This window comes from Candidatus Villigracilis affinis (assembly GCF_016705895.1).
In the GTDB taxonomy this organism is placed as follows: domain Bacteria; phylum Chloroflexota; class Anaerolineae; order Anaerolineales; family Villigracilaceae; genus Villigracilis; species Villigracilis affinis.
The window spans coordinates 763,238-783,402 of sequence record NZ_JADJKT010000036.1 but is presented as its reverse complement, the minus strand read 5'-3'; the positions used below and the strand labels follow the sequence as shown (position 1 = coordinate 783,402).

Here is a 20,165-nt window from a genome sequence, read left to right as displayed (position 1 = left end):
TTTTACAGACCAACTTTAGAAATGAGGAGAGAAAAATGAAAATCAAATCCAACCCGATTGATCAAATAGTCCCTTCAATTTCAGAGCTGCGCGCGCTCTTCAACGGACGGGTCATCGCCCCTGATGACCCGCGCTATGAACAGGCGCGCACCGTTTTCTATGGCGGCATTGACCGTCACCCCGCGGCAATTGTTCGAGTTGCAGATGCGGGCGATGTCTCTCGCCTTGTATCTGTGGCGCGCGAGGCTGGGATCGAGCTTGCCATTCCGCAGCGGCGGGCACAGCAACGCAGGTCACAGCACCACCGAAGGCGGCATCGTCCTTGATCTTTCTGCGATGAAGGATCTGCAAATCAATGTTCAGGATAAAACTGCCTGGGCTGAAGCTGGATTGACCGCTGGCGAGTATGTTGCTCAAACAGCCGCCTACGGTCTCACCACAGGCTTTGGCGATACAGGCACGGTCGGTCTTGGCGGCATCACGCTGGGCGGCGGTGTCGGTTATCTCGTGCGCAAGCATGGACTCACAATTGACAACCTGTTGGCTGCCGAGGTTGTGACCGCCGATGGCGAACTCCTGCATGTGGATGATCAGAATCATCCCGATCTATTTTGGGCGATCCGCGGCGGCGGCGGAAACTTTGGCGTCGCAACCCGCTTCAAATTCCAATTGCATGAACTGGATAAAGTACTGGGCGGGATGCTTTGCCTGCCTGCAACTGCGGACACTATCGCCTCTTTCATCGCCGAAGCTGAATCTGCTCCGAACGAACTTTCCACCATCCTGAACATTATGACCGCGCCGCCCATGCCGTTCCTTCCAGCAGATGTGCATGGCAAGGTGATCATCATGGCGATGATGGTTTATGCTGGCGATATAGAAGTGGGGGAGCAGGTCATTTCCAAATTCCGTTCCATCGCCACACCCTATGCGGATATGATCCGCCCGATGACCTACTCTGAAATGTTCCCTCCCGAAGAAGGTGGATATCATCCCCTCGCAGTGGGACGCACCATGTTTATTGACCATGTCACCCGCTCTGAAGCGGAGATGATCTTGAATCGCCTTCAGAGTTCGAATGCCTCAATGGCTGTGACCCAGCTGCGGGTATTGGGAGGCGCGATGTCCCGCGTTCCAGCAGATGCAACAGCGTTCGCCCATCGCAATTCGCGGATCATGGTCAACCTTGCCGCGTTGTATGAAAATCCCGATGAAAAGGAAATCCATGAAGCCTGGGTGACGGAGTTCGCTGCGGCTCTGCGCCAAAGTGATAATGGTGCATACGTCAACTTCCTTGCGGATGTGGACGAAGCACAAGTCCGCGCCGCGTATCCAAACGGCGCATGGGAGCGGCTCGCCGCCATCAAAGCCCGCTACGACCCTGATAACTTTTTCCACCTCAATCAGAATATCCCGCCAAAGAAATAAAAGAGCATAGCTCTTAAATTTATAAATTATATTAAGGAGAGTGAACCATGAATGTGGAACCCAAATTGGAACATCGTACGGAACAACCTTATGTTGCAGTCCGCGCACAGGTGGGGATACCCTTTGGCGAGGTGCTTGGAGGATTTTGGGATGAAGCAAATGCCTTTTTAGCTAGCAAGGGATTAACACCTTCTGGCCCGCCTTTTATTCGCTATCTCACTACTGATATGGATAAAAAGCTTGATATAGAAGTTGGCTTTCCTGTTGCAAGTAGGGTGGATGGAAATGACCGAATTACAACAGGCGTATTTCCCGAAGGGCAGTATGCTGTCTTCTTATATTTTGGACATTACGAAAACCTAGTGGCTGTGACTTCTGAATTTCTAGCTTGGGCAGAAAAAAATAATATTACGTGGCAAACTACAATAAAAGATGGAGTTGAATGGTGGGCGGGACGAATTGAATGGTATCCTACTGACCCAGATACTGAGCCAGACCCGCAAAAGTGGCAGACAGAACTTGCATTTCTAGTTAAATAAAAAATGTAGGAACTTGAATGAAACAAGACAATCAAAATAAAAATGATTTTCCGAAAATTGGAGCCCCAGCCACGCGCGCGTTGGAAGCGGCTGGATATACCCGCCTTGAGCAGTTGACCAAAATTTCTGAAGCGGAGTTAGGTCAATTGCATGGGATGGGACCCAAGGCGCTTGGCATATTGCGCGAGACGCTCAAGGAAAAAGGATTGTCGTTTAAGGCAGGCTCGGCGAATGACACGCCGAAAAAGAAGAAGGGATCGCCCGTCAGCCGCACGGATAAGGTGGATGAATTCCTCGAGAATCTCAGTCACCCGCTCAAGGCGGAGATAGAGGCGTTGCGTTCCATCATCAAAGGCGTGAATAAAGACATCAACGAAGAAATTAAATGGAAGGCGCCATCCTTCAATTACAAAGGCGAGTATTTGGTGACCTTTAACTTGCGGGATGAAAAGCGTGTTCATCTTGTGTTTCATAATCCGATGATTGCGAAGGTGAAGAGCGAATTGTTGGAAGGGGATTACGTGGATAGGCGCATGGCTTATTTTACAGACATGAAGGATGTGAAGGCGAAGAAGGCCTTGCTGGAAAAGGCGTTGAAAGAGTTGATTAAGTTGCAGAGATAAGGAGAAATTATTAATGGCACTGACTCCCTCACAAGAGATCGACAAATTTATAAACGACCTCACCGATTGGCGCGGAACGTGGATCAAGAAATTCCGTGCCATGATCCTGAAAACTGCTCCCGAAGTTTCTGAAGATTGGAAGTGGGGTGTTCCCGTGTGGACGCTTAAAGGCAATGTGGTTGCTTCAGGAGTTTTCAAAGATCATGTGAAACTTAATTTTTTCAAAGGTGCATCCCTGCCTGACCCGAAAAAATTATTCAACGCAGGCTTGGAAGCCAAAGCCACACGCGCCATTGATATTGCTGAAGGTGATAAGGTTGATGAGGCGGCACTTAAGGATCTCATCCGTGCTGCGGTTGACTTCAACGGTTCTGGCGGCAAGAAGAAATACCAGTAGGAGAACGTAAAGTAAAGGTGCCTATGGATAAAACGATCCGTACACATTTGGATAATATCCGCTCGGACGATGGCCAGATTCAATTCAAAGCCTATGATTATTTAATGAAAGAGACCGAGCAGCCTGTGGATTGGGCATACGAGGCGTGGGACGAAATTGTGGAAGGGTTGACGCACAAAGGATAACCATGTCCGTGCGATCACGTCGCAAATCTTGACGCATCTTGCGAAGAGCGACCCCAAGGGCAGGATCTTCAAGGACTATGAAAAATTACTCAATGTAACGAAAGATGAACGCTTCGTCACGGCGCGGCATTGCATGCAGTCGTTGTGGAACGTGGGAGTGGTTGGCAAGAAGCATCAAAAGCTTTATTTGGATGGGATGGAAAAACGATTTAAGGAATGTGCTGCTGAAAAGAACGGGCATTTGATCCGCTATGATATTTTGGTTTCGATGCGAAATGTGTACAACGAAGTCGGGGATGAATCGATTCGGGAAAAAGCGCAGGCGTTGATCGCCTCTGAAAAAGATGTGAAGAACCAAAAGAAGTGCGCAGGAGTTTGGAAGAAATGAAGATCCATTTGGTTGATGGCACGTATGAATTATTCCGCGCTCATTTCGGCGCGCCGCCGAAGAAATCTCTCAGCGGGCAGGAAGTCGGCGCAACGCTCGGACTCATTCGAAGCATGATGTTGCTGTTAAACGATCCCGAAGTGACACATGTTGCTGTTGCCTTCGACCATGTGATCGAGTCGTTTCGCAACAAGATGTATGCGGGCTATAAATCCAGTGCAGGGGTTGACCCTGTTATCTTGAATCAATTTCCACTGGCTGAGGCGGCGGTCAAAGCCTTGGGGTTGGTGACCTGGCCCATGGTCAAGTTTGAAGCGGATGATGCGATTGCTGCGGCAGTGGCGAAGTTCAAGAAGGTCAAGTCGGTGGAGCAGGTTGTCATCTGTTCGGTGGATAAGGATCTGACGCAAATGGTGGAGCGTGACAAAGTCGTTTGTTGGGACCGCCGCCGCGAAATTGTTTTGGATGAAAAAGGTGTGATTGAAAAATTTGGTGTCAGCCCTGAATCCATTCCTGATTTTCTTGCATTGGTAGGTGACTCTGCTGATGGCTACCCAGGCATTCAAGGTTGGGGAGAGAAGTCTACTTCGACAGTGTTGGCGAAGTACAAGCATATTGAGGCAATTCCCAGTGACCCGAATAAATTAGGTCTGGGTCTCGGTCGTGCTACGACCTTGCTGGAGAATCTCAAAAACAATTACAAAGATGCTTTGTTATTCAGGGAATTATCCACTTTGCGGACGGATGTGCCGATCAAAGAAAGTCTTGCTGACTTGAAGTGGCAGGGAGCCAACCCGCGCTTGAGGAAGATTTGTAAGGAATTGGGGAGTGAGAGTATTCTGGAACGGATAAAACGCTGGCATTAATCGTTTGCAGAAAAGGGGTACCCGAATGGGTACTCTTTTGAAATTGCCCGCAGAAACTATTGACTCATTTCGTTTTTCGATTAGAATACCGCCCAATATGTACAGTACCTTGTTTACAGTCTTTGCATTGCCTCGTACCCGTCGTCCTGAGCCTACTTCTTTGAGAAGGTTGGGAGTTTTTTGTTTTGACGGTGAAGCGAACGCAATAGTGCGCTAAGCGAAAGCACAAGTCAATCCAAAACGGCCATCCTTCATCGGATGGCCGTTTTTATTTTCCCCTCACCCTAACCCTCTCCCAGAGGGAGAGGGAATCAAATACCAGGAGTAAAAATGAACCCGCAATCAAAACCGCAAGTGAAGAAAGTTGTCCTCGCCTATTCAGGCGGACTGGATACATCCGTGATCGTGCCGTGGTTGAAAGAGAACTACGGCTGTGAAGTCGTCTGCTTTTGTGCAGACGTGGGGCAGGGCGATGAAGACATGCGCGGACTCGAACAGAAAGCCATCAACAGCGGTGCAAGTCAGTGCATTATCCATGACATGAAAGAAGAGTTTGCTGCTGAATATCTTTTTCCAATGCTGAAAGCAGGGGCGGTTTATGAACACAAGTATTTATTGGGCACATCGGTGGCCCGTCCATTAATTGCAAAACATCTTGTTGATGTAGCTCACGAAGTTGGCGCGGATGCGATTGCGCACGGCGCAACAGGCAAGGGGAATGATCAGGTTCGTTTTGAATTAACCGTCATGGCGCTTGACCCACGCCTCAAGATCATCGCTCCGTGGCGCGAGTGGAATATCCGCTCCCGCGAAGATGCGATTGCGATGGCGGCAAAATATAACATTCCCGTCACCGCCACCATCAAATCCATTTACAGCCGTGACTCAAATCTCTGGCATCTTTCGCACGAAGGCGGTCTGCTCGAAGACCCGTGGAATGAACCCGAAGAATCCATGTTCCAAATGTCCACTTCACCAGAGAATGCTCCTGAGGAAGGCGCGTATGTTGAGATCGAATTTGAAAGCGGCAATCCGATTGCTGTGAACGGTGAAAAACTTTCTGCTGCAAAAATTGTGGAAACACTCAATGTCATCGGCGGCGCGCACGGCATTGGACGCGTTGATCTCGTTGAGAATCGCCTCGTCGGTATGAAGTCTCATGGCGTGTATGAAACTCCTGGCGGCACCATTTTGCTGTATGCGCATCGCGAACTCGAGTCGCTTGTGTTGGACCGCGAGACCATGCACTTCAAAGAAATGGTTGCTGTGAAATATGCCGAGGTCACATACAACGGCCTTTGGTTCACGCCGTTGCGCGAGGCAATTGATGCCTTTGTCAATTCCACGCAAGGGCCTGTCACGGGTGTTGTGCGCCTCAAACTTTACAAGGGCAACATCATCACCGCTGGCAAGAAATCTCCGTTCAGTTTGTATCGCGAAGATTTCGCCACCTTCGGCGAAGAGGATGTCTACGATCAGAGTCACGCCGAGGGTTTCATTCGCCTGTATGGCCTCAGCATGAAAGTCCGCGCGATGAATGGGCTGCCTGTTTCAGGTTTGGATATGCCGAAGCCTGATTATTCGAAATTCAAAAGAGATTAGACCCATGACGACTCTGTGGGGCGGACGCTTTGCACCAAACTAAACGATCAAGCCATGGGACCTGAATTCCTCATTGCCTGTTGACCAGCGCATGGCAATTCAGGATGTGGATGGTTCCATCGCGTGGGCGAATGCGTTGCACAAAGCAAATATTCTTTTGGATGAAGAACACGCTTCGATCTCGCTCGGGCTTGATACTGTCAAAAAAGAATTCGCTTCGGGACAGTTTTCCTTCGTCCCCTCCGATGAAGATATCCACACTGCCGTTGAGCGCCGCCTCACCGAGTTGATCGGTGTGACCGCAGGCAAACTCCACACGGGAAGAAGCCGCAACGATCAAGTCGCCACCGATTTTAGATTGTGGATGTTGCAAGCCATTCCCGAACTCGATTCTGCATTCAAAATTCTGCAATCTGCATTGCTCGCGCAGGCTGAACTCGCAGGTGAGACCATTATGCCTGGCTACACTCATCTGCAGCGCGCCCAGCCGATTCTTGCTTTCGCATTGGTGGCTGAGTCACTACTGGCCGCTTGAACGTGACCGCGAGAGACTGAACGACCTCATTAAACGAGTTTCGATTTTGCCTCTTGGTTCTGGCGCACTCGCTGGCACACCCGTCCCTGTGGACCGCGCTGCGTTGGCTGAGTCACTTGGCTTTGCAGTCGCTTCGCCCAACAGCCTCGACTCTGTTTCAGATAGAGATTTCGCTGCCGAATTCTTATTCTGCGCCACGATGACGGGTATTCATTTGAGCAAACTCTCGGAGCAAATTGTTTTGTACACCAGCGCCGAGTTTGGTTTCTTCGAACTTTCGGACGCCTTCTCAACGGGTTCAAGCCTCATGCCGCAGAAAAAGAATCCCGATGTCTTTGAGTTGACACGCGGCAAGGCTGGCACACTCATTGGAATGTTGACGGGTTTGCTCGCCACGCTCAAAGGCTTGCCATCAACCTACGATAAAGATTTGCAGGAAGATAAAGCGCCTGTCTTCGCGGCGGCGGATACGTTGCTGGCGATTCTTCCAGTCATTGCTGGTGCGATCAACACGATCACTGCAAAACCTGTCCGAATGCGAAACGCGATTGACTCGTTCATGATGGCGACTGATCTGGCGGATTATCTTGTTGAAAAAGGGATTCCGTTTCGCGAGACTCACGCGATAGCAGGAAAAGCTGTCCGCGAGGCGGGGGAGAAAAATATCGGGTTGGAGGAACTGTCACTCGAAGCGTATCAGGCACTCTGTCCAGCGTTTGAGGCGGATGTGTATCAAGTTTTCGACCCGATGAAATCCATCGAAAAAAGAAATGCGATTGGCGGCACGAGTCTCCAATCTGTAAAAAATCAAATTGAAAAAATCAAAGGAGAATAAAAATGTCTACTGTTACCTGCCCTGAATGTGAAGCTGAAATTACGTTGGATGCTGGAACCGAAGCTGGCGAGATTATCGTCTGTTCGGATTGCGGCGTGGATCTCGAAGTAATTGCGATTGAGCCTGCTGCCGTGCAACTCGCGCCCATGGAACAGGAAGATTGGGGAGAATAACGGAAAGCAGAAGGCGGAATGCAGAAAAAGGCTGCCTTCTGCTTTCCGCTTTCTCTTGGATGATTCTTATGCAAAAGAGATTGAAGATAGGCGTCCTTTATTCCCGTGTGCGTGTGGAAGAAAAATGGATCTTTGCGGCGATGGAAAAACGCGGCATTGATTATGAAAGACTCGATGACCGCGCGATTTCATTTGACTTGGAAAACCCCGAACCGTGGCGTGCGTTTGATGCGGTGCTGGAGCGCAGTATCAGCTACACAAGCGGATTGTATGCGCTGCGATTGTTGAATTCATTTGGCGTGCCGACGGTGAATACCGCGCTGGTGGCAGAAGTGTGCGGCGACAAGTTGACCACATCTGCGATGCTGGCGAAGGCGGGCGTGCCACAGCCGCGTAATGTGGTGGCCTTCACACCCGAAGCTGCATTGGATGCGATAGAAGCGTTTGGCTATCCTGTTGTGTTGAAGCCCGTTGTCGGTTCATGGGGACGGTTGCTGGCGAAGATCAACGACCGCGATGCGGCGGAGGCGGTGCTTGAACACAAGTCCACGCTTGGGTCGGTGCAGCATTCTGTTTTCTACATTCAGGAATTCATTAAGAAGCCTGGGCGTGACATTCGCGCGATTGTGATCGGTGACCGTGTGTTGACGGCGATGTATCGCAAGTCTGAACATTGGATCACGAACACGGCGCGCGGCGGGGAAGGGGAGTTGTGTCCCATCACACCTGAGATCGAAGAGATGTGCTTGAAAGCAACTGCGGCTGTTGGCGGCGGTGTGCTGGCCGTGGATTTGATCGAACATACCGAGCGCGGTTATTTGGTCAACGAGATCAATCACACGATGGAATTCCACACCATGCAGCCTGTGAGCGGCATTGATATTGCGGGTGAGATCGTGGAATACACGGTGAAAGCGGCGAAGAGCAGTGAAAAGTAATCAGTGAACAGTAGACAGTGGAAAGTTGAACAACTGAAAACTGATCACTGGTTTTATGAGGAGCAATTATTGATGACTACAGTTTCTATTATTGGCGGTTCGGGGTATGGGGGTGGAGAATTATTGCGTTTGTTGTTGGGTCATCCCAATGTGGAGATCAAGCAGGTGACGTCACGCTCGCGGGTGGGGGAGTATGTGTATCAGACTCATCCCAACTTGCGAAAGAAGACGCAGTTGAAATTCAGCGACCCTTCGCAGTTGGAGCCCGTGGATGTGTTGTTCCTCGCCCAGCCGCATGGACAGGCGCAAAAGAATATTGAAGAGTATGCCAAACTTGGAACAAAAATTATTGACCTCGCGGCGGACTTCCGTCTGCGGGATGCGGCGTTTTATGAAAAATGGTACGGCGAAGCTCATGCCGCGCCAGAGTGGTTGAGCAAGTTTGTGTATGGCTTGCCTGAACTTCATCGCGAAGAGATTTCCAAAGCCAGTTACATCAGCGGGGTGGGATGCAATGCCACGGCGAGCAACCTTGCGCTGCTGCCGTTGGTCAAAGCGGATTTGATCGATCTGTCTGCTCCAGTCATTATTGAAATTAAAGTTGGTTCGTCCGAAGGCGGCGCGGAAGGGAATTCTGGTTCGCTGCATGCGGAACGCGCGAATGTGATTCGGACGTTCTCGGCGTTTGGACATCGTCACACGGCTGAAGTGATTCAGGAAATGGGTGTAAAAGATGTCTCGTTGACCATGACCGCTGTGGATATTGTCCGCGGGGTGTTGGCGACGGCTCATGCCAAGGTCAAGCCTGGTGTGGCGACAAAAGATTTGTGGAAAGCTTATAGAGCGGTGGCGAATGAAAATCCGTTCGTGCGGGTGGTGAAGGAACAGCGCGGGATTTACCGAGTCCCTGAGCCGAAGATTTTGGCTGGCTCGAATTATGCCGATCTCGGCTTTGAACTGGATGAGAGCAACGGTCATATCGTGGCGATGTGCGCGATTGATAATCTGATGAAGGGTGCGTCTGGTACGGCGGTGCAGTGTATGAATTTGATGATGGGATGGGATGAGACTCTGGGGTTGGAGTTTGCAGGGTTGCCCGGTTTGAATCCATATTCAATTTCGAGGATGAAGGCTAAATTATGAAGGATGAATCTTCAATTACTGTTGTAAAACTTGGCGGCACGGAAGGCGTGGATTTTTCTGCGATCTGTGCGGATGCTGTGGAATTGTTGAAGCAAGGCAAAAGGTTTGTCTTTGTGCATGGCGGGTCTGCGGAGGCGAATGCGCTTGGTGAAGGACTTGGGACTCCGCCGAAGATGATCACTTCGCCTTCGGGATACACGTCGCGCTACACGGATCGCAAGACGCTGGAAATCTTTTTGATGGCGGTGAATGGCAAGGTCAATTCGCTGTTGACCGAGCAGTTGCAGATGATGGGAGTCAACGCGTTTGGGCTGTGCGGACTTGATGGCAAGTTGATGCAAGCCACGCGCAAAGAGTCGGTGCAGAGCATTGAGAATGGCAAGCGGAAAATTATCCGCGATGATTACACGGGGAAGATCGATACCGTGAATAGTGAACTGCTGTTGATGCTGCTCAATGCGGGATACATGCCCGTGATCGCGCCTGTGGCTGTCAGTGAAAAAGGCGAGGCGTTGAATGTGGATGCAGACCGCGCGGCGGCGATGGTTGCGTCCGCGCTGAAGGCGGAGAATCTTTTGTTGCTCACAGCGGTGCCTGGGCTGATGAAGAATTTCCCAGACGAGTCCACGCTCATTCGGCAGCTGCCGCAGAGTCAACTGGCGGCGGCGAGTGAGGCGGCGCAGGGTCGCATGAAGAAGAAAGTCCTCGGCGCGGAGGAAGCGTTGAAGGGCGGCGTGAGTCGCGTCATCATCGCGGACGGAAGAATTCAAAATCCAATCTCAAATGCTTTGGCAGGAAACGGAACGGTGATCGAATGAACGCACAGCAAATTATAGATACTGAAAATAAACACACCTCTGGCGTGTATGCCAAGCAGACATTGACCATCGTGCGCGGACAAGGCGCTTCGTTGTTCGATGTGAACGGCGTGGAATATTTGGATTGCTCGTCGGGACATGGCGTTGCGAACCTCGGTCATGCTCACCCGAAAATTGCGGAGGCGCTCTACAAGCAGGCGAATACGCTGATAACGCTTTTTGAGTCTTTCCCGAATGACCAGCGTGCTATGTTGATGGAAAAAATTACGGCGTTGGTTCCCGGCTTGGACAGAGTCTTTTTCTGCAACTCAGGGACTGAGGCTGTGGAGGCGGCGTTTAAGTTTGCGCGCATTTCCACGGGACGCAAGAATTTCATTGCCGCGATGCGCGCGTTTCATGGACGAACCTACGGCTCGCTTTCAGCGACGTTCAATAAAAAATATCGTGAAGGATTTGAGCCGCTTCTGCCTGGGGTTTCGCATGTTTCATATAACAATATCGAAGCATTGGATAAAGCTGTGAATGAAGAAACTGCTGCTGTGATTTTGGAAGTGGTGCAAGGCGAAGGCGGCGTGTACCCTGCGAGTTTGGAATACATCCAAGCTGCGCGGCGGATCTGCGATGAGCGCGGCGCGTTGTTGATCGTGGATGAAATCCAAACGGGCTTTGGGCGCACGGGCAAGATGTTTGCAGTTCAACATTACGGTGTGACTCCCGATTTGCTGACCTGCGCAAAGTCACTGGCGGGCGGCGTGCCGATGGGTGCGGTGTTGATCGGTGCGAACATCAAGAACCTTGTGCCTGGTGTGCATGGCTCGACCTTTGGCGGAAATCCGCTTTCGTGTGCGGCGGCAAATGCAGCGCTGGATGTTATCCTCGGCGAAGATTTGCCAGGTCAGGCGGCGGCGAAGGGTGCGTATTTGATGGAGAAGTTGAAGAAGATCGAATCGCCCAATATCCGTGAGGTGCGTGGAATTGGCTTGATGATCGGCATTGAGATGAAGCAGAAGGTCACGCCGTATATCAAGACATTGCAGGAGAAAAAGATCATTGCCTTGAATGCAGGTTTGACCGTGATCCGTTTGTTGCCGCCGCTGGTGATTACCTATGAGCAGATCGATCATCTGGTGGATGTGTTGACGGAAGTGCTGACCAGTGAAATGCAGAATGCTGAATAATGAATGATGAATTTGAAACCCTAATCGGACTTGTTTCTCAATACAGCCCATCGGGGCAGGAACGCGGCGCGGTGGAATGGCTGGTGGCGCGGATGAAGGCGTTGGGATTTGATGACGCTTTTGTTGATGAGGCTGGCAATGCTGTCGGTGTGATGGGGAAGGGGACGAAGCAGGTTGTGCTGCTGGGTCACATTGATACGGTGCCTGGGGAAATATCCGTCCGTGTTGAGGATGCGCCCCTCCCTTGTATGGCCGCGGGTCGGTGGATGCGAAAGGGCCGTTGGCGAGTTTTGTGGATGCGGTGGCAAAGGTCGGCGCGAAGGATGGCTGGCAGTTTATTGTGATCGGCGCGGTGGAAGAAGAGCGAAATTCGGAAGGTGCAAGATTTGTCGCAACACAATACAAGCCTGATTTTGCGATCATCGGTGAGCCCAATCAGTGGGACAGAATGGCGCTTGGTTACAAAGGCAGCGCGTGGGCGAATGTGACTGTCAAACGCGGGCAGGCTCACACGGCGAGCGGCGAAGAGACAGCGGCGGAAGCGGCTGTGGATGTTTGGTTGAAGATCAAGGCGTATGTGGATTCGTTCAATGCAGATAAGCCAAAGGTGTTTGATAAATTATTGCTCACTTTGCGCGGCATGGATTCGGACTCGAATGATTTTGAACAATGGGCAAGGTTGAAGGTTGGTGTCCGCTTGCCTGTGGAAGTTTCGCCAGAAGATTGGTATCAAATATTAAACGAGACCCTAAGGGTTTCAGAAACCCTTAGGGTCTTAATCGAGCCCGTTGGATTCGCCATCCCTGCGTGGGGGTGTGAGAAAAATACTCAGCTAGTACGAAGCTTCTTAAGCGGAATCAGGTCACAGGGCGGGGAGCCGCGTTTCGTCTATAAAACGGGAACCGCTGATCTGAACATCGTCGCTCCTGTATGGAAATGTCCTGCTGTGGTGTATGGTCCAGGTGATTCAGCGTTGGATCATACGCCGAATGAACATATTTCGTTGGAGGATTATTCCAGGGCTGTTCAGGTGCTTTCAAGTGCGTTGAGCAGGTTGACAGAATAATACTGAGATGGGTTGCATCTTGCGAGAAAAATGATATTCTATGATTTGATCATATTCAAGAAAGGATGCGTGTCATGGAGTATCGAAGATTGGGCTGTTCTGGAGTGCTGGTTTCACCGTTGTGTTTGGGAACATTGAACTTTGGCGGAGCAACCACTGAAAAAGATTCCTTTGAGATCATGCGTAGGGCGGTGGATGGTGGAATTAATTTTTTCGATACGGCAAATGTTTATTACATGGGGGAGGGTGAGCGTATTGTAGGAAGATTCTTGAAAGAACATCGTTTGCATGATCAGGTTTTCCTGGCGACAAAGGTTTTTCATCGGATGGGGGATCTTCCCAATGATGGTGGCGCGACCCGTTATCACATCATCAAGGCTTGTGAAGATTCGTTGCAGCGTTTACAGACCGACCACGTTGATCTTTATCAACTTCATCGTCCGCCGTTGGCACATTCGCAGGAGGAAGCGCTGCGGGCTTTTGATGATCTGATTCGTGCGGGGAAGGTCCGTTATATTGGCTGTTCCACGCATCCCGCCTGGATGGTCATGGAGTCGCTCTCCATCAGTGAGAAGGCTGGACTGAATCGATATATCAGTGAACAACCTCCCTATAATCTGCTGGATCGCCGTATCGAGAATGAGCTTGTCCCATTGTGCCGAAAATATGACCTGGCGATCGTTCCATACTCGCCGTTGGCGGTGGGTGTGTTGGCAGGGCGTTATCCGCAAACCGGGAATTATCCTGAAGGTTCGCGCGCGCAACTCTGGGATAAGAGTATGAGCGATTCACGCATCACTCAACGCGGGATCGATGTTGCAAATGCGGTGGGCAAAATGGCTGAGGAACGCGGACTGACCTCTTCACAATTGGCCCTGTTATGGACGAAAGATCAACCCGGTATCACCGCTCCCATCATTGGCCCGCGTACGCTTGCTCATCTCGAGGATGCGCTCGTTGTTATGGATAAAACTTTGGATGAAGCAGATCGGCCATTGTTCGATGAGCTTGTGCATCCGGGGAATGCCGTTTCAGATTTTCATAATAATAACGAGTGGATGAAGGCGCGTGTCAATTCCTGATAAAATGACCGAACACTCCTATAAAGTGTAAAAACGAAACGGGTCACGCTAAAAGCGTGACCCGTTTATTATTCGGTTACCAAATGACAGGCTGTGTAATGTCCGGGGGCAACCTCTCGCCATTTTGGAACTTCGGTCTTGCAGCGGTCCACTGCGATGGGACAGCGCGGATGGAATCTGCATCCTGAAGGCGGGTTGATCGGGCTGGGGACATCGCCCACCAAAATGGTGCGTTGACGTGCGCGTTCTTTACGCGGATCAGGCAGCGGCACAGCGGAAAGTAAAGCCTGTGTGTAGGGATGGCGGGGCTTTTCGTAAAGTTCATCCCGTTCAGCGGTTTCGACCATCACGCCCAGATACATCACTGCGACGCGGTCACAAATATGCCGCACCATACTCAGGTCATGTGCCACGAAAAGATAGGTCAGTCCAAGATGGTCTTGTAATTTTTCGAGCAGGTTGACCACCTGTGCTTGAATGGAAACATCCAGTGCGGAAATGGGTTCATCGCACACGATGAAGAGCGGATCAGAAGCAAGCGCGCGTGCAATGCCGATGCGCTGGCGCTGTCCGCCTGAAAATTCATGCGGGAAGCGGTTCATGTGACGTACATTCAAGCCCACCAGTTCAAGCAATTCCTTTACGCGGTCATCGCGTTCCTTTTGACTCGCCAGCAATTTGTGCACACGTAATGGCTCGCTGATGATCGCGTTTACCGTCCAACGCGGATTTAATGAAGCGTATGGGTCTTGAAAGATCATCTGTGCTTTGCGGCGGATCTGCATCAATTCAGCGCCCGTGGATTCGTGCACGCTGAGATTGTCAATGATCGATCTGCCTGAAGTAGCGGGATACAATCCCAGCAGCGTGCGGCCAACCGTGGTCTTGCCGCATCCGCTTTCACCGACGAGGCCGAGCGTTTCCCCTTTTTGAATCTCAAACGAAACACCATCCACTGCGCGCACAGCGCCGACCACTCGGTCGAAAATGACCCCGCTGGTGATCGGGAAATGTTTGGTCAATTCTTCAACGCGTACCAATGGCCCGGTCATCGCAAGCCTCCTGTTTTCACATCCACCCAGCAGGCGGCCTTATGCTTTCCTTCAACGATTTGCAATGGCGGATTTTCACGCACACAGCGATCCTGTACGAATTCGCAGCGCGGCGCGAAAGGACACCCAACAGGCTCGGCTAATAAATTTGGCGGTGCACCTTGAATTGACTTCAAACTCTTTTCACGTCGGCGGTCTGCGCGCGGCAGGGCTTGCAGCAGTGCAATTGTGTATGGGTGCAGCGGGTTATCGTAAAGGTCATCCACATCGGCTTCTTCAACGATAAAGCCAGCATACATTACGATCACACGATCTGCCATACCCGCCACCACACCGAGGTCATGCGTGATCCAGATCATCGCCATGCCCACATCCTGTTTCAAACGTTTGGCAAGCTCAATGATCTGCGCCTGAATGGTGACATCCAATGCGGTGGTTGGTTCATCTGCGATCAACAGGCTGGGCGTGCAAGCCAGCGCCATTGCGATCATCACACGCTGCCGCATGCCGCCCGAAAATTGATGTGGATAATCATAAAGACGCTTCGTCGCATCGGGGATACCCACCCAATCCAAAAGCGTGATCGCCCGCTCGCGGCATTGCTCCGGGGTCATGGGGGTATGCGTGCGCAGGGTCTCGGTCAACTGACGGCCAATGGTCAATACAGGATTGAGACTGGTCATCGGATCCTGGAATATCATCGCGATCTCTTTACCGCGGATGTGTTCCATCGCATCTTCACTTAACTCGAGCAGGTTCCTGTCACGATACGTCACTTCGCCGCTGACAATTTTACCGGGCGGCATCGCGATCAGCCGCAGGATCGACATCATCGTCACCGATTTCCCGCATCCGCTCTCACCGACAACAGCCAGTGTTTCACCTTCATTTAAAGAGAACGAAACACCGTTGACCGCATAAATCGTCCCTTCCGGTGTGTGAAAGCGGGTTCTCAGGTCTTTTACTTCAAGAAAAACATGTTGTTCTTGGCTCATGGCTATACCGTCCGACTACGTGGATCGAGCGCATCGCGCAAGCCATCACCGAGAAAATTGATGCTGATGGTAATCAGAACGATCAACAAACCAGGGAAGAGCCACAGCCAATAGGCCGATTCGATGTATCTATAGGCGTTCTCCAGCATATTACCCCATGTGGCGGTTGGCGCGCGCACGCCCATGCCAAGGAAGCTGACATAGGCTTCAAGCGAGATCGCGCCTGCCACACCCAACGTCGCAGAGACAACGATTGGCGCGATGCTGTTGGGGAGGATGTGCTTGAAAATGATCTCCCAGCTGGGCGTGCCGGTGGCGCGTGCAGCGAGGATGAACTCGCGTTCTTTAATGGAAAGAAACTCTGCGCGAACGATGCGGGCGAGATAAGGCCAGCTCGTCAGCCCGATGATGAAAACGATGACGACCACACTTCCGCTCAAAGTGCGGCCAAGGATATTTATGTTGGGAAGCTGGCCTGAGAAGAACTTCGACATAACGATCAATAAAAGCAGCTGTGGCATATTGAGCATGGCTTCGGTGAAGCGCATCAGGATGCTGTCAATCCTGCCGCCGAAATACCCAGCAAGCGCGCCGATCAGAATGCCGATCATCACTTCAACGAATGCGGCTGTAATTCCGATCGCGATCGAGATCTGGCCGCCATAAATGGTGCGCGCGAGAATATCGCGCCCAACAGTGTCGGTGCCGAAGGGGTGCGCCGCGCTGGGGGGCTGTAGGCGCTCTTTTGTATTTGTGAAGTTGGAATACTTTTCGGTGAAAAAGAACGCGCCGCCGAACGAATACAAGGTGAGCAAAACCAAAACAACAGCGCCGAAGATCGCCATTTTGTGTCGGCGAAATCTGCGCCATGTGAGGTTGGCAAGCGTAAGCGGCGGAGCTTCAACTTCCGCGACAAGCAATTGATTGGGGAGATCTTCTGAGATGGTCATGGTGCTCCTTAATCAAAGCGGATGCGCGGGTCGAGCCACGCATATACGATATCGGTAATGATCTGAAATATCACCACGGAAACTGCGATCAGCATCAGAATGCCCATGACAACGGGCGTATCTCCACGGTCGATCCCGTCGATGAATAACCGACCCATTCCGGGCCAGGCAAAGATGCGTTCCGTCACAACGGCACCCCCGAGTAGCAGGGGCAGGTCCAGTCCCACGATGGTGACGATTGGCAGGGATGCATTCTTAAGCGCATGGATGAAAGTGATCTCGCGCTTGGGCAGGCCCTTCGAACGCGCCGTGCGGATGTAATCCTGTCCCAGCACCTCGAGCATGGTGCTGCGGATGTAGCGGCTGTAGGCTGCAAAGCTGATGAATGCAATGCTAAATACGGGCAGGATCATATGCAGGATGATCTGACCGGTTGTTTTCCCGACCTTCGGGTCGAACATTCCCACGGTTGGCAGGTGAGGCAGTCCCCAGCGCTGGAAGTTGATCGAGAAGATGTACATAGTAGAAAGTGCCACAAAAAAGATCGGCATGGAATATCCGATGAATAAAATCCCGGTAAGAATATTATCGAACAATGAATACTGACGAAGCGCTGAAAAAATTCCCACCAGCAACGCGCCCAGCACGATCACAAATTCTGCTGTAAGCATGAGGATCAATGTGTTTGGCAGACGCTCAAAAATGACCGTTGTAACGGGTCTGCCGGTTTGAACAATGGATGTCCCGAAATCGCCCCGCAGGACACCCTGCCGTTTCCCCTGAGTTTCTGCCGTGCCATCTCCATCAAGATCGACCTTGGTCCAGTCGTTGCCGATCAGCCAGTACAAATATTGAATGTAAACGGGTTTGTCGAGGCCAAGCTGACGGGTGAGGCGTGCGCGGTCTTCGGGCCTTGTTGGCGTGCGTCCGCCCATAGTGGCTAGCGGGTCGGTGGCGTTTTGCATCAAGACGAACAGGATCAAACTAATAACAAGTAATAAAGGAATGGCTTGTAACAAGCGACGGACAATGTATCTTGTCATTGAGTTCTCCTTCAAAAAGAGAGGGGTCCTGTAAGAATGGATTTTTACAGAACCCCTCCGGTATTTTACTTGATTATTTTATTGTTGGATGTCCCATTCAATGATGTTGTAGAACGGGGTCGCGCTGAAACCTTGACATTGGTCAGGCGGGAGTTGATCGCCCAAATGTCGGGATCCCAGTAAATGCCGATGAAGTAGGCCTGATCGAAGATCAACTTCGAGATCTCATGGAAGGTCGCTTCGCGGGCAGCGGCATCCACTTGGGAGCTTTCCTGAGCAAAGAGGGCCTCAAGGTCGGTGTCGCAGACGGCCTGCCAGTTGCTGCCATCGGGGGCTTCATCTGTGGGGATCTGATCGCAGTACCACTCGGAGACATGAGGGTCAGGATATTGAGTAACGGTCGAGTATTCAAAAATATCGAGATCACCTGTTGCTGCAGGGCCGCCTTCTGCATACCCATCGAAGAAGTTTTCGGCGTTGATCAATTCAGTGCCGATGCCCACTTCGAGTAGTTGTTGTTGGAATACCGCTTGGATCTCTTTGCGAATCTCGCGGGTAGTGGTTCCGTACTTGAGGACGAGTTCAACGCCATCCTTGTCGCGGGTTCCGTCGCCGTTACTATCGGTCCAGCCAGCGGCATCAAGGAGTTCATTTGCCTTGGCGGGATCGTAAGGATAAGGCTCGATGGACGGATCGACGAACGGGGTGTTATCCCAATAGGTCGCTGCCACGCCGGTGCGCCCGAGCAACAGGTCGTTGACGAGGGATTCGCGATCGGTTGCATATGCGATCGCCTGACGGACGCCTTGTTCTTTCAAGGCGGGGTGTCCCTTATCGCCGAGGTTGATGTACAAGCCTTCATTGTAGCCAGAGAAGGCGGTGAACATCTGAGTGCCTGCTTCTTCCAGGGTGGGGATATCTGAATAGGCGATGAAAGTGCCGAGGTCGCCTTCGCCTGATTGAAGGGCCGCGATCTGGGAAGCATCATCCGTACGAAGCGGATAAAGATCTCGTCCAGTTTGGGGCGGCCAAGCCAGTAACTGTCGTTGGCGACAAAGCGGGCAAATGAACCAGCTTCCCATTCCGCAAAGTTGAAGGGACCGCAGCCTACCATTGGAGTGCGGTTATATTCGGCGGCGTTCAGGTTGCCATCGGCTTCAAAGACGGGTTGCAAAACATGCTTGGGAATGATGCCTTTCCAGAGAGTCGCGGCCCACGGGGCGAAGACCTCATTGAATGTCACCACAACAGTTTGCGGGTCTTCAGCGACGACGCTTTCCATCTGGTCGTAGGGGCTCTGCGACGCGACCGTGTTGTTGGGGTCCATGTACATTTCGTAGGTGAAGACAAAGTCGTCGGCAGTGATCGGAGTGCCGTCAGACCAGACAATGTCATCGCGCAGTTTGAATGTGATGGTACGGCCATCTTCTGAAATACCGCCATTTTCGGTGGTGGGCAGTTCAGTCACCAGTACAGGCACGGGCGCATTCTGATCGTCGTAGGTCCATGCGTAGCAACTCCACAACTGGTAGGTGATGGCTGTGAACCACTGGTTGGTATACAGCGGATTCAAGTTATCGAATTCCTGGGTGAAGATGAAGGTGGCAACCTTCTTCTCAGCAGCAGGAGCTTCGGTGGCGGCAGGGGCATCCGCAGGGGCCTCGGTTGCATCACTGCCAGTCGGTGCTTCAGTGGCAGCTGGACCACCACCGCATGCTGTTAACAGCAGTGTGGCGATGACCATCGCGAAAAAAATGGACTTCAAGTGTTTCATTTCTTCTTCTCCTTTTTTGATTTGATGCACATCTGAATAACTTCAGACGCTGCTCACTTCATGGTGTCGTGCGTGGTTCTGCCAATACCAACACTCAATAAAGAAAAATATACCGTGCCTGGGAGTTGCCCAGCCTTGTGTGATTGCGACCCTGTGCTCTCACATCAATATGATACCGCGTTTGGCTTTATATGGCACGATTGTTCTTGTTTAACTCTTTCTGTAAAGGGGTGAGATCGAACAGATCTGCGCAGAAGATGTTTAATGCGGTTCGCATATAATAAATGATCGCTTCATTGATAATAGAGGAAGTTGACTGTAGGTTTCCAAGGGTGAAATTATGATCGAAAAATTATCTTCACGATTTTATGGGCGGGTGGGATATTTACTGGTATTGGTGGCTGTGCTCAATTTTGGATACCCGCTGACGCTGTACATGGGCGGGCTGGGGAACTTGCTCTTCCTGCTGGCGTATACATTGATGTTCGTCATCGGTGTCCTGGTGACTAGTGAGGATAAAAACATTTCATTCAAACCAGCATCGCGGCTGTAGTG

The 20,165-nt window shown here is 51.4% G+C and carries 22 protein-coding genes and 2 pseudogenes; 19 read left to right on the top strand and 5 right to left on the bottom strand.

Annotation, left to right across the window (positions count from 1 at the left end; genetic code table 11):
- The first annotated feature begins 35 nt into the window (after positions 1–35).
- The 18 genes and pseudogenes from IPI86_RS18815 to IPI86_RS18730 all read left to right on the top strand — a co-directional run bounded on the left by IPI86_RS18815 (position 36) and on the right by IPI86_RS18730 (position 13,796).
- A pseudogene (locus IPI86_RS18815) lies at positions 36–1,428 on the top strand (FAD-binding oxidoreductase).
- Positions 1,429–1,475: 47 nt separating this feature from the next.
- On the top strand, positions 1,476–1,967 hold the full coding sequence (locus IPI86_RS18810) for a GyrI-like domain-containing protein (protein ID WP_345299548.1): 492 nt from the start codon (positions 1,476–1,478) through the stop codon (positions 1,965–1,967).
- Between the two features lie 17 nt (positions 1,968–1,984).
- The gene (locus tag IPI86_RS18805) at positions 1,985–2,590 is read left to right on the top strand and encodes a DUF1801 domain-containing protein (RefSeq protein WP_345299547.1); all 606 of its coding nucleotides are present in this window, start codon (positions 1,985–1,987) and stop codon (positions 2,588–2,590) included.
- 13 nt (positions 2,591–2,603) lie between these two features.
- Complete coding sequence (locus IPI86_RS18800; protein ID WP_345299546.1) at positions 2,604–2,987, top strand: DUF1801 domain-containing protein; 384 nt, start codon at positions 2,604–2,606, stop codon at positions 2,985–2,987.
- A gap of 23 nt (positions 2,988–3,010) precedes the next feature.
- The gene (locus IPI86_RS18795; protein WP_345299545.1) at positions 3,011–3,172 is read left to right on the top strand and encodes a hypothetical protein; all 162 of its coding nucleotides are present in this window, start codon (positions 3,011–3,013) and stop codon (positions 3,170–3,172) included.
- Positions 3,173–3,200: 28 nt separating this feature from the next.
- Positions 3,201–3,560: a hypothetical protein gene (locus IPI86_RS18790; protein WP_345299544.1), complete on the top strand. Its 360-nt coding sequence runs from the start codon at positions 3,201–3,203 to the stop codon at positions 3,558–3,560.
- Positions 3,557–4,426 (top strand): 5'-3' exonuclease H3TH domain-containing protein, encoded by an 870-nt coding sequence (locus IPI86_RS18785; RefSeq protein ID WP_345299543.1) that lies wholly within the window; start codon positions 3,557–3,559, stop codon positions 4,424–4,426. Before IPI86_RS18790 ends, IPI86_RS18785 begins: the two co-directional genes overlap by 4 nt.
- Before the next feature lie 330 nt (positions 4,427–4,756).
- Positions 4,757–6,028, top strand: a complete 1,272-nt coding sequence (locus IPI86_RS18780; protein WP_345299542.1) for an argininosuccinate synthase — start codon at positions 4,757–4,759, stop codon at positions 6,026–6,028.
- 91 nt (positions 6,029–6,119) lie between these two features.
- A complete protein-coding gene (locus tag IPI86_RS18775) occupies positions 6,120–6,563 on the top strand; it encodes a lyase family protein (protein WP_345299541.1) in 444 nt (147 codons plus the stop codon).
- Positions 6,523–7,398, top strand: coding sequence for an argininosuccinate lyase (gene argH / locus IPI86_RS18770; protein WP_345299540.1), 876 nt, complete (start codon positions 6,523–6,525; stop codon positions 7,396–7,398). The genes IPI86_RS18775 and argH overlap by 41 nt, the downstream gene beginning before the upstream one ends.
- Before the next feature lie 2 nt (positions 7,399–7,400).
- Positions 7,401–7,571 carry a lysine biosynthesis protein LysW gene (lysW, locus tag IPI86_RS18765; protein ID WP_345299539.1) on the top strand — a complete coding sequence of 57 codons (171 nt, stop codon included), beginning with the start codon at positions 7,401–7,403 and terminating at the stop codon, positions 7,569–7,571.
- 68 nt (positions 7,572–7,639) lie between these two features.
- On the top strand, positions 7,640–8,509 hold the full coding sequence (lysX, locus tag IPI86_RS18760; RefSeq protein WP_345299538.1) for a lysine biosynthesis protein LysX: 870 nt from the start codon (positions 7,640–7,642) through the stop codon (positions 8,507–8,509).
- Between the two features lie 69 nt (positions 8,510–8,578).
- The gene (argC, locus tag IPI86_RS18755) at positions 8,579–9,652 is read left to right on the top strand and encodes an N-acetyl-gamma-glutamyl-phosphate reductase (protein ID WP_345299537.1); all 1,074 of its coding nucleotides are present in this window, start codon (positions 8,579–8,581) and stop codon (positions 9,650–9,652) included.
- 14 nt (positions 9,653–9,666) lie between these two features.
- A complete protein-coding gene (locus IPI86_RS18750) occupies positions 9,667–10,470 on the top strand; it encodes a [LysW]-aminoadipate kinase (protein WP_345299558.1) in 804 nt (267 codons plus the stop codon).
- Positions 10,467–11,648 carry an aspartate aminotransferase family protein gene (locus tag IPI86_RS18745; protein WP_345299536.1) on the top strand — a complete coding sequence of 394 codons (1,182 nt, stop codon included), beginning with the start codon at positions 10,467–10,469 and terminating at the stop codon, positions 11,646–11,648. The genes IPI86_RS18750 and IPI86_RS18745 overlap by 4 nt, the downstream gene beginning before the upstream one ends.
- Entirely contained in the window at positions 11,648–11,992 is a 345-nt protein-coding gene (locus tag IPI86_RS18740; RefSeq protein ID WP_345299535.1) for a hypothetical protein, read from the top strand. The genes IPI86_RS18745 and IPI86_RS18740 overlap by 1 nt, the downstream gene beginning before the upstream one ends.
- Complete coding sequence (locus IPI86_RS18735; protein WP_345299534.1) at positions 11,941–12,714, top strand: M20/M25/M40 family metallo-hydrolase; 774 nt, start codon at positions 11,941–11,943, stop codon at positions 12,712–12,714. Before IPI86_RS18740 ends, IPI86_RS18735 begins: the two co-directional genes overlap by 52 nt.
- Before the next feature lie 74 nt (positions 12,715–12,788).
- Positions 12,789–13,796 carry an aldo/keto reductase gene (locus tag IPI86_RS18730; protein ID WP_345299533.1) on the top strand — a complete coding sequence of 336 codons (1,008 nt, stop codon included), beginning with the start codon at positions 12,789–12,791 and terminating at the stop codon, positions 13,794–13,796.
- A gap of 68 nt (positions 13,797–13,864) precedes the next feature.
- On the opposite strand, the gene IPI86_RS18725 is transcribed toward IPI86_RS18730, so the two are convergent.
- The 5 genes and pseudogenes from IPI86_RS18725 to IPI86_RS18705 all read right to left on the bottom strand — a co-directional run bounded on the left by IPI86_RS18725 (position 13,865) and on the right by IPI86_RS18705 (position 19,580).
- Positions 13,865–14,848, bottom strand: a complete 984-nt coding sequence (locus IPI86_RS18725; protein ID WP_345299532.1) for an ABC transporter ATP-binding protein — start codon at positions 14,846–14,848, stop codon at positions 13,865–13,867.
- Positions 14,845–15,843, bottom strand: coding sequence for an ABC transporter ATP-binding protein (locus tag IPI86_RS18720; RefSeq protein WP_345299531.1), 999 nt, complete (start codon positions 15,841–15,843; stop codon positions 14,845–14,847). Before IPI86_RS18720 ends, IPI86_RS18725 begins: the two co-directional genes overlap by 4 nt.
- A 2-nt stretch (positions 15,844–15,845) precedes the next feature.
- Entirely contained in the window at positions 15,846–16,793 is a 948-nt protein-coding gene (locus IPI86_RS18715; protein WP_345299530.1) for an ABC transporter permease, read from the bottom strand.
- An 8-nt stretch (positions 16,794–16,801) separates the two neighbouring features.
- A complete protein-coding gene (locus tag IPI86_RS18710) occupies positions 16,802–17,836 on the bottom strand; it encodes an ABC transporter permease (RefSeq protein ID WP_345299529.1) in 1,035 nt (344 codons plus the stop codon).
- A gap of 65 nt (positions 17,837–17,901) precedes the next feature.
- Positions 17,902–19,580 (bottom strand): annotated as a pseudogene (locus tag IPI86_RS18705) (peptide ABC transporter substrate-binding protein).
- A 370-nt stretch (positions 19,581–19,950) separates the two neighbouring features.
- Here IPI86_RS18705 and IPI86_RS18700 point away from each other — a divergent pair.
- The gene (locus IPI86_RS18700) at positions 19,951–20,163 is read left to right on the top strand and encodes a hypothetical protein (RefSeq protein ID WP_345299528.1); all 213 of its coding nucleotides are present in this window, start codon (positions 19,951–19,953) and stop codon (positions 20,161–20,163) included.
- Positions 20,164–20,165 lie beyond the last annotated feature (2 nt).

Coding starts and splice junctions, on each gene's coding strand:
- IPI86_RS18800 (WP_345299546.1), top strand. CDS start 2,604: ATGGCACTGACTCCCTCACAAGAGATCGACAAATTTATAAACGACCTC.
- lysX (WP_345299538.1), top strand. CDS start 7,640: ATGCAAAAGAGATTGAAGATAGGCGTCCTTTATTCCCGTGTGCGTGTG.
- IPI86_RS18715 (WP_345299530.1), bottom strand. CDS start 16,793: ATGACCATCTCAGAAGATCTCCCCAATCAATTGCTTGTCGCGGAAGTT.
- IPI86_RS18740 (WP_345299535.1), top strand. CDS start 11,648: ATGAATGATGAATTTGAAACCCTAATCGGACTTGTTTCTCAATACAGC.
- IPI86_RS18730 (WP_345299533.1), top strand. CDS start 12,789: ATGGAGTATCGAAGATTGGGCTGTTCTGGAGTGCTGGTTTCACCGTTG.
- IPI86_RS18710 (WP_345299529.1), bottom strand. CDS start 17,836: ATGACAAGATACATTGTCCGTCGCTTGTTACAAGCCATTCCTTTATTA.
- IPI86_RS18720 (WP_345299531.1), bottom strand. CDS start 15,843: ATGAGCCAAGAACAACATGTTTTTCTTGAAGTAAAAGACCTGAGAACC.
- IPI86_RS18725 (WP_345299532.1), bottom strand. CDS start 14,848: ATGACCGGGCCATTGGTACGCGTTGAAGAATTGACCAAACATTTCCCG.
- IPI86_RS18745 (WP_345299536.1), top strand. CDS start 10,467: ATGAACGCACAGCAAATTATAGATACTGAAAATAAACACACCTCTGGC.
- lysW (WP_345299539.1), top strand. CDS start 7,401: ATGTCTACTGTTACCTGCCCTGAATGTGAAGCTGAAATTACGTTGGAT.
- IPI86_RS18700 (WP_345299528.1), top strand. CDS start 19,951: ATGATCGAAAAATTATCTTCACGATTTTATGGGCGGGTGGGATATTTA.
- IPI86_RS18810 (WP_345299548.1), top strand. CDS start 1,476: ATGAATGTGGAACCCAAATTGGAACATCGTACGGAACAACCTTATGTT.
- IPI86_RS18795 (WP_345299545.1), top strand. CDS start 3,011: ATGGATAAAACGATCCGTACACATTTGGATAATATCCGCTCGGACGAT.
- IPI86_RS18785 (WP_345299543.1), top strand. CDS start 3,557: ATGAAGATCCATTTGGTTGATGGCACGTATGAATTATTCCGCGCTCAT.
- IPI86_RS18780 (WP_345299542.1), top strand. CDS start 4,757: ATGAACCCGCAATCAAAACCGCAAGTGAAGAAAGTTGTCCTCGCCTAT.
- IPI86_RS18805 (WP_345299547.1), top strand. CDS start 1,985: ATGAAACAAGACAATCAAAATAAAAATGATTTTCCGAAAATTGGAGCC.
- IPI86_RS18775 (WP_345299541.1), top strand. CDS start 6,120: ATGGCAATTCAGGATGTGGATGGTTCCATCGCGTGGGCGAATGCGTTG.